The following is a 14,297-nucleotide window of genomic DNA, read 5'->3' on the forward strand; positions in this document are numbered from 1 at the left end:
ACCACGCGCCCTGTCGCCCGTGCCGTCCGGGGTGGTCGTGGTGACCGACCTGCCGCACGACCTCCGCCACCAGGCCGACCAGTCCCTCGGTCGCCGCGTGGTCGACGTCGGCGCGGGTGGCGGCCAGGAGCCGCCGGTGGGCGAGGTCGAGTCCGGCGTCCACGTACAGCGACGATCCGTTCAGCCGCGGTGTGTCGCCGGCCAGAACTCGCCATAGGTCGGGCCTCAGGCTGATCGACGTGCACTCATCGCCACCGGCGGGATGGGCGAAGTGCTCCTCCTCGCCCGGCGTCCCGATGTAGCCGACAGTGCGGTCGAGATCGACGCACTCACCGCGGACCCGGCGGCGGAACCCACCGAGGCGCACCAGCACGAGCCGCACGTCCTCGCGCGGCGGCTCGGCCGACCAGCCGTGGTGGTCGTCGCGACAGTCCACCGCTGAAACGGTGAACTCAGGACGGGCGGCGAGGTCGACGAACGAGAGCACCTTCGCAGGCTAGGCGGAGGGTCTGACAATTCCGCGCAAGGATCTTCAAGACCGGAGGTGCGGTCCTGGCCGAGGCTTGTACGCACCAACTCGGAAGGAGCCGACACGATGTCCGCACTGGCCCAGCTCACCACGATCGTCCTCGACTGCGCCGACCCCGCACCGCTGGCCGAGTTCTACCGCGCGGTCACGGGATGGGAGGTGACCTCCAGCGACGAGGACTCCGTCTACCTCGGTGGAAGCGGCGTCCAGCTCGCCTTCGTCCGCGTGCCGGACTACCAGCCGCCGGCGTGGCCCGGTTCGGCCAAGCAGGCGCATCTGGACTTCCACGTCGCCGACCTCGATCTGGCGGTCAAGCAGCTGCTCGCGCTCGGTGCCACGAAGCCCGGTTTCCAGCCAGGGGAAGGCCAGTGGACGGTGCTGGCCGACCCGCAGGGGCACCTGCTCTGCCTGGCCGCGTGACGCGCATGGCCTCCATCAGCAAGGAAATCGTGATCGAGTCCAGCGCCGACGACGTGTGGGAGGTGATCGGCGACTTCGCCGCAGGTCCCGCGCGCATGGCACCGGGGTTCGTCGTGGACTGCAAGGCCGAGGGTGACTGCCGGACCGTCACGTTCGCCAACGGCACGGTGGCCAAGGAGCGGTGCGTCAGCGTCGACCACAACATGCGCCGCATCGTCTACGCGGTCGTCGGTGGTGACTTCCAGCCAGAGCACGACAACGCGTCGATGCACGTCGTCGCCGACGGTGAACGACGCTGCCGGTTGGTGTGGGTGCGCGACGTTCTCCCCGAGGAGTTGGCCGCGCCGATGGCTGAGGCGATGTCACACGGGCTGAGCGTCGTCAAGCAAACCCTCGACCACCGCCTGGGTTGAGCCGCGCGGCGTGAAGTCGTAGTGCTCCAAAGGAAAACGGGCTGCGGCACGGTGCGCGCTGATGGTCGACGTGGGCCGCAGCAGCGTGGCCTCCCCGTGCTGGTTGAAGTAGTAGCTGCGCGCGGTGGAGCACTGGCCGAGCGAGAACACCGAGTTCTGCGCGACTTTCGTGCGCATCCGGTCGAGGAACTCGTCGTTGGCCCGCTGGGTGATCTCGAAGACGGACGCGCCACGGGAGTGCATCGCGGTGAACAGCCGCCGCATGTGCGTCATCTGGCACTCGATCGTCGTGAAGTACGACAGGCCGCTGTAGGAGTAGGGGCTGTTGAGCGACAGGTAGTTCGGGAACCCCGGCACGGTCACGCCTTCGTAGGCCTGGAACCGGTTCTGCCGCCACCACGCGCCGAGGTTCCTGCCGTCTCGCCCGATCACCTCGAACGCGGGGAAGTTGGTGTCCCAGAGGTTGAATCCCGTTGCCAGCACGAGAACGTCGATCTCGGTCCTGCCGTCCGCGGTGACGACTCCGGAGGCGTCGATCCGTTCGATGGCGGACGTTTCGAGGTGCACGTGCGGTTGGGTGAACGTGCGGAAGTAGTCGTTGGAGAACGTGGGCCGCTTGCAGCCGAACGAGTAGTCCGGCGTGAGCTTGCGGCGCAGCTCCGGATCACGGACCTGGCGGTGCAGGTGTGCCCTGCACCACCGCTCGGCCAGCCGGTTCGCGACGCGCAGCTGCCTGTAGTGCACCACTCCCGAGATCATCATCAGTTCGAGGATCGAGCTCCCGAGCCGGCGCACGGTGCGCTGGACGAAAGGCAGCCGGGCGAACAACTTCCTGAGCGCCAACGGGATCGGGTAGTCGGGTTTGGGGCTGACCCAGATCGGCGTGCGCTGGTACACCGTCAAATCGGAGGCCGTCTTCGCCAGCTCGGGGATCAGCTGCACGGCGGTCGCACCGGTGCCGATGATCGCCACGCGTTTGCCGGTGAGATCAGAAGGTTCCCACGCGGCGGTGTGGATCACCTTGCCCGCGAACGACTCGATGCCCGCGATGTCGGGAGTTTTCGGCTGGGACAGGAACCCGGTGGCGGTCACGAGGTACCGGGCGGTGACGGTCTCATCGCCCGCGACGACCTCCCAGTGGTCGTCCTTCCACGTCGCGCCGGTCACCGCCACACAGAAGCGCATCGACCGCCGCAGGTCGTACTTGTGCGCCACGTGCTCGGCGTACCGCTTGAGCTCCTCGCCCGGCGCGAAAAGTCGTGACCAGTGCGGGTTCGGCTCGAACGAGTAGGAGTACGTCGAGGACGGGATGTCGACGGCCAGCCCCGGATAGCGGTTCACGTGCCAGGTGCCGCCGAGGTCGTCCTCCCGTTCCAGGATGAGCAGGTTGTGGTGGCCGAGCCGCTTGAGCTCGATCGCCGCGCCCATGCCGCCGAACCCGGCACCGACGACGACTGCGTCGTACTGCGGGGTCATCCTGACCTCCTCGCCGAACGGAATCGCGTGTCAGTTTCGGAACCGTATGTCAGTTCTCAGGTGATCACAAGAGTCCGCAGGTCATAGACTTGGCCGCATGACGTCCAGTGCCGAGCCCGTCAGCCGAGCCGAGCGCAAGAAGCAGGAGCTGCGCCGCGAGATCATCGACGCGGCGTTCGACTGCTTCGCCGAACGCGGCTACCACGCCACCGGGATCGCCGACGTCGCCGCGCGGCTCGGCATCGGGCACGGCACGTTCTACCGCTACTTCCAGAACAAGCGGGACATCGTCGACCACGTCGTCGACGACCTGGTCGCGCGCATCACCGGTGCCCTCACGGCGGAGAACGCGCCGGACGCGGTGTCGACGCTCTCCGAGTACCGCGAGCAGTCCGCGCGCATCGGCGAGGCGCTGGCCCGCATCTTCGGCGAGGACCCCCGCGTGCCCCGCCTCCTGCTGTTCGAGGCGCCAGGCATCGACAGGGCCATGGCCGAACGGATCCTCGACCTGTTCGACCTGGCCGCCGCGCTCACCGCCGCCTACCTGTCGCACGGCGTCGAGCTGGGCTACCTGCGCGCCGATCTCGACGTCGACAACACCGCCAGGGCCATCAACGGGATGATCCTCGGCACGGCGATCTCCTCGCTGCGCACGCCAGAAGCCCAAGCCGCACAGAGCGAAGCACTGCGGCGCGTGATGTACGACGGCATCGCCGCGCGGGATTAGTCAGCTCGTGAGCCACGTCCGTGCGGCGACGACCAGCGCGTCGACCCCGGTGGACAGAGTCGGCTCGATGTCAGGGGCGAACTCGGGGGAGTGGTTCATCGCCACGGCACGACCGGGTTCACGTGTGCTGAAGTCGACGCCGCCGAAGAACCAGAACACCGTTGGCACGCCCGCTGCAGTGCCGAACACGCCCACGTCCTCGCTGGCGTTGACCACCGCGCCGGGGATCAGCCGCTCCTTGCCGAAGTGCTCGGCGAACGCGGCCATCGTCGCCGCGGTCGCGTCCGGATCGGACACGAGCACCGGAGTGCCGTCGTACCAGTCGAACTCCGGCTCGCGCGGCGCCCCGGACGCAGCGGCCTCGGCGCGGATGATCCGTTCGACGGCGCTGCGGACGATGCCGCGGATGTGCTCGCTGAACGTCCGGATGTTGACCCCGAGCTCGGCCGTCTCCGGGATGACGTTCTCCTTCGTGCCGGCCTGCAACCGTCCGACCGTGACGACAGCACGTTCGCTGGGCGAGATCTCGCGCGCGACGATCCCCTGCAGCCGTACGACAGCGTGCGCGGCCATCAGCACCGGATCGACCGCGATCTCTGGCGCGGAACCGTGGCCACCTCGCCCGAACAACGTGACGCGGACCGAGTCGGCAGCGGCCATCAACGGCCCGCTGCCGTACGCGATCATGCCGGCGGGAAGCGGCCCGACGTGCTGGGCCAGCACGACGTCAGGCTTGCCGAACCTGTCGAACAACCCGTCCTCGACCATGTTCCGCGCACCGCGGCCCAGTTCCTCGGCCGGCTGGAACACCACGAGTAGGGTCCCCGACCACTCCTCACGGGTGTGCGCCAGCCGTTCGGCCGCCCCGATCAGGCACGTGGCATGCATGTCGTGCCCGCACGCGTGAGCGACCGGCACGTCCTCACCGTCGGCGTTGGTCGCACGCACGGCCGACGCGTACGGCAGCCCGGTCTTCTCCTCGACCGGCAACGCGTCGATGTCCGCCCTGAGCATCACCACCGGCCCGTCACCGTTGCGCAGCACGCCGACCACGCCGGTGCCACCGACCTCGGTGGTGACGTCGAAACCCAACGGCCGCAACGCATCGGCGAGCACACCGGCCGTGCGGAACTCCTGCAGCGACAGTTCGGGGTGGCGGTGCAGATCGCGGTAGAGCTCGTGCAGGTCGGTCATCGCCAGATCTTGACCAGTACGGGCGAACAATGCAAAGGCCCCGACCGGCGAACCGGTCGGGGCCCTGCACACATCAGACGGATCAGCCGATCAGGCGGGTGCTACCCCAGCCCCAGCCGCGCTCGGTGCCGACCCAGGAGCCGGAGCCACCGTTCTCGACCCAGGCGAACTCCATCAGGGTGCCGTCGGTCCGGATGATCGTGAAGTGGTCCTCGTCGCCACCCGCGATCAGACGGATCCAGCGGTTGTCGCCGCCCTCCGCGAACTCCTGCAGGCCGGTCGTGGTGTCGACCCACCAGGAGAGGCTGTTGAACGTGTCGCCCTTGATCTCGATGAACATGTACGGGCTGAGACCCGTGATGCTCTTCGTGCCTCCCCAGCCCCAGCCGCGGACGGCCTTGGAGAGGGTGCCGGAGCCGTCGAACGTCCAGTAGGCGAGCTCGCCCTGGGCGTTGATCTCGATGAACTGGCCACTGCTGATACCGGTGATCAGACGCGCGTTGTTCCAGCCCCAGCCGACGACGGCCTCGGAGTAGGCACCGCCGTTCCACGTCCACTTGGACAGGCGGCCGTCACCCTTGATCTCGAGGAAGTTCTGCTCGTCGAGGGTCGTGATGGTGCGGGTGCCTCCCCAGCCCCAACCGCGGACGTGCTTGGCGTAGCTCTCACCGGAACGCTGCCAGTGGACGAGCTCGCCCGCGCCGTTGATCTCGAGGAAGGACTGGCCGCCGGTCGTGGTGAGGCTCATGCCCCGCTCACGCTCGACACCCTTGAACGTGGTGTTGTCCCCCTGCGCCTGGCTCGGGTTCGCGCCCACGATGGTGACCATCGCCGCGAGGCCGAGCACAGCTGCCATTACACGCTTGAATCGCATGATTCGACTGCCCCCATAACAATCAGTCGCTAGCTAGACGCCGCCCATCCTGGCGGGTAAACGCGCAGGTCACAACACATTTGTGCGCTATATGAAACGTGTGCGACACAGAGAGCGATGGAGGAGATACGCCGCACTCCGTGCACTCCTGGGCACACAGGTGCGGGCGGCCGGGAGCTTAGGAGCATGACCCAGCTGGTGAACTTGATGATGAGCATTCTGCGCTGAACAAAACAAAGAAGCAGGTCGAGACGAATCTCGACCTGCTTCTTCGGAGTACGCCGCCAGGGACTCGAACCCCGGACCCGCTGATTAAGAGTCAGCTGCTCTAACCAACTGAGCTAGCGGCGCTTGTTTGTGTGCCGGACACTTGCCGTTCCGACGTGAAGAACGTTAGCACACGGCCGACGCGCGCTCCCAATCGGCTGGTCAGCGTGGGTTTGGGGGTGCATCGGCCACGTAACGATCCGGCCACTCGCGCAACTTCGGGGCGCCTCTTGTCGTCACCTAGTCGGGGGACGCCAATACAGCTTCGTGCAGGCAGTCTCGGGAGCGGCGACAAGTAGATCGGAAGTACGTCAATGGGGATGTGGGGCAGGCGCGGTCGTGGGGTGGTCGCAGCGGGAATCGCTGTGATGCTGATCGCAGGCTGTTCAGGGGGCGGCGACAGCGCGAACGGGGGTGCGGGCTCGTCGTCGAGCGCTCCTCCGCCGCCGCCGAAGCCTGTCACGTTGACGCTGGCGCTGAACAACGGCGCGGTCGACGTGTCACCGGGGCTGCCGGTCATCGCGACGGCGGCGGACGGGAAGCTGACCGAGGTCAAGCTGACCAACCCTGAGGGCAAGGTCGTCGAGGGGAAGATGAACCCCGAGTCGACGCAGTGGACGAACACGGAGCCGCTCGGGTACTCGAAGACGTACAAGCTGACCGCCACGGCGACCGGCGAGGACGGCAAGCCGCAGACCAAGGAGTCGTCCTTCACCACGGTGAAGCCGCGGACGCTGACGTACGTGTCGACGAACCCGCAGGACGGCACCACGATCGGCGTGGGGCAGCCGCTCGCCTTCTACTTCGACGAGCCGGTGGCCGACAAGGTCGCGGCCGAGAAGATGTTGGAGATCACCACCGAGCCCAAGGTCGAGGGCGCCTTCTACTGGTTCAACAAGAAGGAGGTGCACTGGCGTCCGGAGAAGTTCTGGAAGTCGGGCACCAAGATCACCATGCACATCAAGGTCTACGGCAAGCACGTCGGTGACGGCATTTACGGCCAGGAAGACCGCACGATCACCACGACGGTCGGCGACGAGGTCATCCACGAGGCCGACGGGCAATCGCACCAGGTGATCACCAAGGTCAACGGGCAGGTCGTGCGGACCATGCCGACCTCGATGGGCAAGCCGGCCGACGCCACTCCCACCGGCACGTACGTGCTGATGGAGAAGCACAGTCACATGATCATGGACTCGACCACGTACGGCCTCGCGCTGGAGAACGGCGGCTACAAGACGCCGGTCGACTGGGCGTACCGGATGTCGAACAGCGGCATCTTCTTCCACAGCGCGCCGTGGTCCGTCGGTGACCAGGGCCGGCGCAACGTGAGCCACGGCTGTCTCAACCTCTCGCCGGAGAACGCCAAGTGGGTGTTCGACAACAGCAAGCAGGGTGACGTGGTCGTCGTCACCAACTCCGGTGGCCCGGCGCTGGAGTCGTGGGACGGCTTCGGCGACTGGCAGGTGCCGTGGGCGCAGTGGGTGCAGGGCAATCGCTGACCCTGGCGGTCTGAAAACGTTTGTGAAAGGCTGATGCCGCCACCGCCACCCGACCCATCTGGGAGGCACTGTGGCTCCGCTGCGAAGACTGCTCACAGTCATCAGCGCACTGGCGCTCACGGCGGTGGCGGCACCACCAGCACAGGCCGACGACGTGCTGCTCTCGCTCGCCAGACCGGCAACGGCGTCCAGCGAGAGCAACGTCCGTCACGTCGCCACCAAGGCGACCGACCTCGACCGCCGGACCACCTGGCGCAGCGAGGGCGCGGACCGGCAGTGGATCGCGATCAACCTCGGCTCGATGTCCACGGTCAACAGGGTCGTGCTGCGCTGGGGTTGGCTCTGTGCAAGGAAGTACTCCGTCCAGACCTCGCCGGAGGGCGTGTACTGGCGCGACGTGCACAGCACGGAGACGGGCGACGGCGGCGACGACAACCTGGAGTTCACCGGCTTCGGCCGCTGGGTCCGGGTGTCGCTGACCAAGCCGTGCTTCAAGAACTACGAGCTCCGTGAGTTCGAGGTCCACGGCACACCCGGCGTCGTCGACACCACACCGCCCAGTGCGCCCGGCACGTTGTCCGTCAAGAGCTTCACGGCCACCTCGGTGAACCTGCAGTGGGGCGCGGCGAGCGACAACGTGGCCGTCGCGAACTACGAGATCTACCAGTCCGGCCAGTACGTGAAGACGGTCGACGGGCTCTCCAACAACGTCACGCGCCTCAGCCCGAACACCACGTATTCCTTCTACGTCAACGCGAAGGACGCCGCGGGCAACATCTCGCAGGCCGGCAACTCCGTCACGGTCACCACGCCGGCCGCCGTCGTCGACAACGAACCACCGACCACGCCGTCCAACGCGATCGTCACCGGGCAGACCGCCAACAGCGTCTCGCTCGCCTGGGGAGCGTCGAGCGACAACGTCGGCGTCGCGAGCTACGCGGTGTTCTCGAACGGCGTTCAGGTCGGCACCACCACCGGTCTGCAGACGACGATCGCCGGCCTGAAGCAGCAGGCGGACCACGAGTTCACGGTCAAGGCGATCGACACCTCCGGCAAGAGCTCGCCGTTCACCGCGCCCGTCAAGGCCAGTACCCGCAAGGGGCACGACGCCGTCGGTGAGGTCACCAAGATCACCGATGACACCGACGTCCCATGGGGCCTGGAGTTCCTGCACGACGGCACGGCGTTCTACGCCCAGCGCGACACCGGCGACATCATCCGGATCGCCAAGGACGGCACCAGGTCCGTCGCCGGCCGCGTCCCGAACGTCGTGAGCACCGACGGCGAAGGCGGCCTGCTCGGCATCGAGCACCGGGACGGCTGGATCTACGCGTACCACACCAGCCCGACCGACAACCGGCTCGTCAGGTTCAAGCTGGTGGACGGAAAACTCGACGCGCACCAGGTCCTGCTGACCGGTGCCCCGCGCAACAAGTTCCACAACGGTGGCAGGCTGCGCTTCGGCCCGGACGGCAAGCTCTACATCGCCACCGGCGACGGCCAGGTCGCGTCCACCGCGCAGGACCTGAACTCGTTGGGCGGCAAGGTGTTGCGCGTCAACCCGGACGGCAGCGTGCCGCGCGACAACCCGTTCCCGGGCAAGTACGTCTACAGCTACGGCCACCGCAACGTGCAGGGTCTGGCGTTCGACTCGCGCGGACGCCTCTGGGAAGCCGAGTTCGGCAACTCGGTCATGGACGAGGTCAACCTGATCAATCCGGGCGGCAACTACGGCTGGCCCGCTTGCGAGGGCACGTCCGGTGAGTGCGGCGAACCGTCGTTCATCGCGCCCAAGCACACCTGGCCGGTGTCCCAAGCATCGCCCAGCGGACTGGCCATTGTGGACGACGTGCTGTACCTGGCTGCGCTGCGCGGGCAGCGGCTCTACCGGATCCCGATCGGCGGTGAGCCGCAGATCTTCTTCGAAGGCGCCTACGGTCGCTTGAGGACGGTCGAGAAGACACCGGACGGCGACCTCTGGCTCACGACGTCCAACGGTGACAAGGACTCCATCCCGAACAACAGCAACACCAAGATCTACGAGGTGTCGCTGAGGTAGCTCAGGAAACCGTCACCTGGCCGCCCTCGACGGTCAGGTGACGGTTCACCTGCACCGCCTCCAGCATCCGCCGGTCGTGCGTCACCAGCAGCAACGTGCCGGGGTAGTTCTCCAGCGCCGACTCCAGCTGCTCGATCGCGGCCAGGTCGAGGTGGTTCGTCGGCTCGTCCAGCACCAGCAGGTTCACCCCGCGTGCCTGCAGCAACGCCAACGCGGCCCGCGTCCGCTCACCCGGCGACAACGAAGCCGCCGACCGCACGACGTGCGCCGCCTTCAGCCCGAACTTCGCCAGCAACGTCCGCACGTCGGCGGGCGTCATCTCCGGCACGGCCTCCTCGAACGCGTCCACCAGCGGTAGATCGCCCAGGAACAGCCCGCGCGCCTGGTCCACCTCGCCGACCACGACGCCGGAGCCCAGCGTCGCGTAACCGGACGCCAGCTCCGCCCTCCCGAGCAGCGCGGCCAGCAGCGTCGACTTGCCCGCGCCGTTCGCACCGGTGATCGCGACCCGGTCCGCCCAGTCGATCTGCAGGTCCACCGGGCCCAGCCGGAACGAGCCGCGTTCCACCACCGCCGCACGCAAGGAAGCCACGACGGCACCGGAACGCGGGGCCGCGGCGATCTCCATCCGCAGCTCCCACTCCTTGCGGGGCTCCTCGACGACGTCCAGGCGTTCGATCATGCGGTCGGTCTGGCGGGCCTTCGAGGCCTGCTTCTCGGTGGCGTCGGCGCGGAACTTGCGGGCGTTCTTGTCGTTGTCGCCCGCCTTGCGCCGGGCGTTCTTCACGCCCTTCTCCATCCACGACCGCTGCATGCGCGCGCGGGCTTCCAGCGAGGCCTTCGTGTCCGCGAACTCCTCGTAGTCCTCCCTGGCGTGCCGGCGGGCGCGGTCGCGTTCCTCCAGGTACGACTCGTAGCCGCCGCCGTACAGGTTCACCTGCTGCTGGTGCAGATCCAGTTCCAGGACCTTGGTCACCGTGCGGGCCAGGAACTCGCGGTCGTGCGACACGAGCACGGTGCCCGCGCGCAGCCCTGTGACGAACTTCTCCAGCCGCTCCAGGCCGTCGAGGTCGAGGTCGTTGGTCGGCTCGTCCAGCAGGAAGATGTCGTAGCGGCTGAGCAGCAACGACGCCATGCCCGCCCGCGCCGCCTGACCACCGGACAACGAGGTCATCACCGCGTCCAGGCCCACGGTCAGACCGAGGTCGGCGACGACCTCCAGCGACCGTTCCTCCAGGTCGGCGCCGCCCAGCGCGAGCCACCGGTCCAGCGCGTCCGAGTAGCCCTCGTCGTTGCCGGCGGTCAACGCCTCGGTTGCCGTATCCAGATCGGCCTGAGCTGCGGCGACACCGGTCCGGCGTGCCAGGAAGTCCCGCACGGTCTCGCCCTCGCGCCGCTCCGGCTCCTGCGGGAGGTGCCCGACGTTGGCGGACGGCGGGTTCAAGGACACGCGGCCCTCTTCTGCGGGGATTAGACCGGCCAGCGTCTTCAGCAACGTTGACTTGCCTGCCCCGTTCACGCCCACGAGCCCGATGACGTCGCCGGGAGCGACCACGAGGTCCAGCCCCGAGAACAGGACACGATCACCGTGACCCGCGGCGAGATCCTTGGCGACAAGGGTTGTCACAGGGCGCTCCGACGCTTGGGGGTCCGGGGGCTTGCCCCCGGCTGGGGTCTGGGGGCTTGGCCCCCAGAAAACACAACGAAGCCGGATTATGTTCGCGCTTTCCGCGAACATAATCCGGCTTATCCGGGTGAGTGACGGGACTTGAACCCGCGACACCTGGGATCACAACCCAGTGCTCTGCCAGCTGAGCTACACCCACCATCACCGGTCGTTGACCGGCAGGGGAAGCATAGCAATGACAGCTACTGATATTGAAATCGGGGGTCAGTCGGTGTTCTTGAGCAGCTCAGCGGCCACGGCCTGCGCCTGCTCCGTCGTCGGACCCGGCTGCGGCACGAACGCGGTGCGCCGGTAGTACGCGAGCTCCCGGATCGACTCGATGATGTCCGCGAGCGCCCGGTGCGCGAGGCCCTTGCCCGGCTGCGCGTAGTAGATGCGCGGGTACCAGCGCCGGCACAGCTCCTTGATCGACGACACGTCGACCATGCGGTAGTGCAGGTGCGCGTCCAGCGCCGGCATGTCGCGGGCGATGAAGCCGCGGTCGGTGGCGATGGAGTTGCCGGCCAGCGGTGCCGTGCGCGGGTCGGGGACCCACTCCTTGATGTACGCCAGCACGGCGGCCTCGGCCTCTTCCATCGACACCGAGGAGGCACGCACCTCCTCGGTCAGGCCCGACTTGGCGTGCATCTCCATGACGACCTCCGGCATCGAGGCGAGCACGTCGTCGGAAGCGTGGATCACTATGTCCACACCTTCGCCGAGCACGTTCAGCTCGGCGTCCGTGACCAGTGCCGCGATCTCGATCAGAGCGTCTTTGCCCAAGTCGAGTCCGGTCATCTCGCAGTCGATCCACACCAGACGATCCATCACGCCGGAAACATTACTGCGCGGAGGCTCAACTTCGAGTGGCGGCGTGCAGCAACCTGGTTACGCTCCTCGTGCATGACGGCTCAGGGTGAGATCGCTGCTGGATACGCGTCCGAGAGCGCGGCCATCGAACTTGGCGCCGTGCTGGTCGACGGACAGGTGGAGTCGACCGCACACGTCCGCATCCCGTTGGCCATGGTCAACCGCCACGGACTTGTCGCGGGGGCAACGGGAACGGGAAAGACGAAGACCCTCCAGTTGCTCGCCGAACAGCTGTCGGACAACGGCGTTCCGGTGCTCATGGCGGACGTGAAGGGCGACTTGTCCGGTCTGTCGCAACAGGGAGCCCGGAGCGACAGGACCGACGCCCGCGCCAAGGACACCGGTGACGACTGGCAGCCGCAGTCGTACCCCACGCAGTTCCTGTCGATCGGCACGGGCGGAATCGGCGTGCCGCTGCGGGCGACGGTCACGAGCTTCGGGCCGATCCTGCTGTCGAAGGTGCTGGGCCTGAACGACACCCAGGAGTCGACCCTGGGACTGATCTTCCACTGGGCGGACTCGAAAGGCCTCCCGCTGCTCGACACCAAGGACCTGCGCGGTGTCATCCAGCACCTCACCAGTGACGAGGGCAAAGAGGACCTCAAGGGCATCGGCGGCGTTTCCAGCTCCACGGCTGGCGTGATCCTGCGGGCACTGGTGAACCTGGAGGCGCAGGGCGGCGACCGGTTCTTCGGTGAACCTGAGCTGGACCCGGCCGACCTGATGCGGCAGCACGACGGCAAAGGCGTCGTCAGCCTGCTCGAACTCGCCGAGCTGCAGGGCAATCCGGCGTTGTTCTCCACGTTCCTGATGTGGTTGCTGGCGGAGCTTTTCGAGACGCTGCCGGAAGAAGGCGATGTCGAGAAGCCCAAGCTCGTTTTCTTCTTCGACGAGGCGCATTTGCTGTTCTCGAACGCCTCGAAGGCGTTCCTCGACCAGATCACCCAGACCGTGAAGCTGATCCGGTCCAAGGGAATCGGCGTCTTCTTCTGCACGCAGCTGCCGACCGACATCCCGAACGACGTGCTGTCCCAGCTCGGTGCACGCGTACAGCACGCACTGCGCGCGTTCACGCCGGACGACCAGAAGGCGTTGTCGCGCACGGTGAAGACGTACCCGAACACGCCGCACTACGACCTGGAGAAGGCGCTTACCTCGCTCGGCATCGGCGAGGCGATCATCACCGTGCTCAGCGAGAGGGGCGCGCCGACGCCCGTCGCGTGGACCAGGCTCCGGGCGCCGCGCTCGTTGATGGACACCATCGGCAACGACGCGATCAAGCAGGCGGCCCAGCAGAGTGATCTTCACGGCAAGTACGCGGAAACCGTCGACCGCGAGTCGGCCTACGAGCAGCTGATGCGGAAAGTGGCGCCGCCACAACAGGAACAACAAGCCCCGGAACCCCAGCGTCAGCAGAAGGAGGAACCGGGCCTCGTCGAGAAGGTGCTCGGCAACAGCGCCGTGAAGTCGTTCCTGCGGTCAGCCGGCAGCGCCCTGGCGCGCGAGATCACGCGGGGCATCTTCGGGACTTCGCGCAAGCGACGCTGACAGCACGGCCGCGCCGATGCAGAGGGCGCCGGCGACGTACCAGGCCAGGTCGTAGCTGCCCAGGTGGTCGCGGGTGAGTCCGGCGGCGGACGCGGCCATGGCGGCGCCGAGCTGGTGCGACGCGAACACCCAGCCGAACACGACAGGGGCGGACATGCCGAAGTACTGACGGCACAACGCCACGGTCGGCGGAACGGTGGCGACCCAGTCCAGGCCGTAGAAGATGATGAACACCAGCATCGACGGGTGCGCTGATTCGCTGAACAGCTGCGGCAGCAGCATCAGCGAGAGGCCGCGCAACGCGTAGTACCCCGCGAGCAGCAGTCGTGAGTCGACGCGGTCGGTCAGCCAGCCGGACGCGATCGTGCCCACGATGTCGAACACGCCGACCAGCGCCAGCAACCCGGCCGCGGTCGTCGTCGGCATGCCGTGGTCGTGCGCGGCGGGGATGAAGTGCGTGCCCACCAGACCGTTCGTGGACGCGCCGCAGATCGCGAAACCGCCTGCCAGCAACCAGAACGGTCGCGTCTTCGCAGCCTGGACCAGCCCGTTGATCGCCCTTCGAGCCGCACCACCGGACGGCGGCGGGGGAGTGTCCTCGGTCGCGCCGAGCGGCAGCAGGCCGACGTCGCGCGGGTACTCGCGCAGGAAGAACGCCGCCAGCGGCACCACGGCCAGCGCGGCGATGCAGATCACCAGCGACGCGGCCGCCAGCCGTACGGCGTCGGACAGCCACGCCACCAGCGGCAGGA

General features: G+C 67.4%; 12 protein-coding genes, 2 tRNA genes and 1 pseudogene. 6 read left to right on the plus strand and 9 right to left on the minus strand.

Annotated features, from left to right (window positions below; translation table 11 throughout):
* A pseudogene (locus FXN61_RS38550) lies at window positions 1-487 on the minus strand (AraC family transcriptional regulator); the annotation flags it as partial.
* A 108-nt stretch (window positions 488-595) separates the two neighbouring features.
* On the opposite strand from FXN61_RS38550, the gene FXN61_RS38555 reads away from it, so the two are divergent.
* Together FXN61_RS38555 and FXN61_RS38560 are read left to right on the plus strand one after the other, a co-directional pair.
* Entirely contained in the window at window positions 596-949 is a 354-nt protein-coding gene (locus FXN61_RS38555) for a VOC family protein (RefSeq protein ID WP_167978848.1), read from the plus strand.
* A gap of 5 nt (window positions 950-954) precedes the next feature.
* A complete protein-coding gene (locus tag FXN61_RS38560) occupies window positions 955-1,362 on the plus strand; it encodes an SRPBCC family protein (RefSeq protein ID WP_167978849.1) in 408 nt (135 codons plus the stop codon).
* On the opposite strand, the gene FXN61_RS38565 is transcribed toward FXN61_RS38560, so the two are convergent.
* Complete coding sequence (locus FXN61_RS38565) at window positions 1,312-2,838, minus strand: flavin-containing monooxygenase (RefSeq protein ID WP_167978850.1); 1,527 nt, start codon at window positions 2,836-2,838, stop codon at window positions 1,312-1,314. The two genes, FXN61_RS38560 and FXN61_RS38565, sit on opposite strands and share 51 nt — an antisense overlap.
* Window positions 2,839-2,935: 97 nt before the next feature.
* Between FXN61_RS38565 and FXN61_RS38570 the strand changes: the two genes are divergently transcribed.
* Window positions 2,936-3,565: a TetR/AcrR family transcriptional regulator gene (locus tag FXN61_RS38570; protein ID WP_167978851.1), complete on the plus strand. Its 630-nt coding sequence runs from the start codon at window positions 2,936-2,938 to the stop codon at window positions 3,563-3,565.
* Here FXN61_RS38570 and FXN61_RS38575 read toward each other — a convergent pair whose 3' ends face one another.
* From FXN61_RS38575 to FXN61_RS38585, 3 genes are all read right to left on the minus strand, one after another.
* Window positions 3,566-4,759, minus strand: a complete 1,194-nt coding sequence (locus FXN61_RS38575; RefSeq protein WP_167978852.1) for an amidohydrolase — start codon at window positions 4,757-4,759, stop codon at window positions 3,566-3,568.
* Window positions 4,760-4,841: 82 nt separating this feature from the next.
* Window positions 4,842-5,633 carry a hypothetical protein gene (locus FXN61_RS38580; RefSeq protein WP_167978853.1) on the minus strand — a complete coding sequence of 264 codons (792 nt, stop codon included), beginning with the start codon at window positions 5,631-5,633 and terminating at the stop codon, window positions 4,842-4,844.
* Window positions 5,634-5,910: 277 nt separating this feature from the next.
* A tRNA-Lys gene (locus FXN61_RS38585) sits at window positions 5,911-5,984 on the minus strand.
* 380 nt (window positions 5,985-6,364) lie between these two features.
* Between FXN61_RS38585 and FXN61_RS38590 the strand changes: the two genes are divergently transcribed.
* Both FXN61_RS38590 and FXN61_RS38595 read left to right on the plus strand, forming a co-directional pair.
* Window positions 6,365-7,402 (plus strand): L,D-transpeptidase, encoded by a 1,038-nt coding sequence (locus FXN61_RS38590; RefSeq protein ID WP_246292563.1) that lies wholly within the window; start codon window positions 6,365-6,367, stop codon window positions 7,400-7,402.
* 70 nt (window positions 7,403-7,472) lie between these two features.
* Window positions 7,473-9,461 (plus strand): PQQ-dependent sugar dehydrogenase, encoded by a 1,989-nt coding sequence (locus FXN61_RS38595; RefSeq protein WP_312878332.1) that lies wholly within the window; start codon window positions 7,473-7,475, stop codon window positions 9,459-9,461.
* Between the two features lies 1 nt (window position 9,462).
* Here FXN61_RS38595 and FXN61_RS38600 read toward each other — a convergent pair whose 3' ends face one another.
* The 3 genes from FXN61_RS38600 to orn form a co-directional block, all read right to left on the minus strand.
* Window positions 9,463-11,088: an ABC-F family ATP-binding cassette domain-containing protein gene (locus tag FXN61_RS38600; RefSeq protein WP_312878333.1), complete on the minus strand. Its 1,626-nt coding sequence runs from the start codon at window positions 11,086-11,088 to the stop codon at window positions 9,463-9,465.
* Between the two features lie 126 nt (window positions 11,089-11,214).
* Window positions 11,215-11,287 (minus strand) — tRNA-His (locus FXN61_RS38605).
* Window positions 11,288-11,352: 65 nt separating this feature from the next.
* Window positions 11,353-11,958 carry an oligoribonuclease gene (orn, locus tag FXN61_RS38610; protein WP_167978856.1) on the minus strand — a complete coding sequence of 202 codons (606 nt, stop codon included), beginning with the start codon at window positions 11,956-11,958 and terminating at the stop codon, window positions 11,353-11,355.
* Between the two features lie 72 nt (window positions 11,959-12,030).
* On the opposite strand from orn, the gene FXN61_RS38615 reads away from it, so the two are divergent.
* Window positions 12,031-13,545 (plus strand): helicase HerA-like domain-containing protein, encoded by a 1,515-nt coding sequence (locus FXN61_RS38615; RefSeq protein ID WP_167978857.1) that lies wholly within the window; start codon window positions 12,031-12,033, stop codon window positions 13,543-13,545.
* On the opposite strand, the gene FXN61_RS38620 is transcribed toward FXN61_RS38615, so the two are convergent.
* Window positions 13,477-14,297 (minus strand): MFS transporter (locus tag FXN61_RS38620; RefSeq protein ID WP_167978858.1); only part of this gene is annotated, 821 nt, incomplete at its 5' end. The two genes, FXN61_RS38615 and FXN61_RS38620, sit on opposite strands and share 69 nt — an antisense overlap.

The sequence above is a fragment of the Lentzea indica genome (assembly GCF_012184385.1).
GTDB lineage: Bacteria > Actinomycetota > Actinomycetes > Mycobacteriales > Pseudonocardiaceae > Lentzea > Lentzea indica.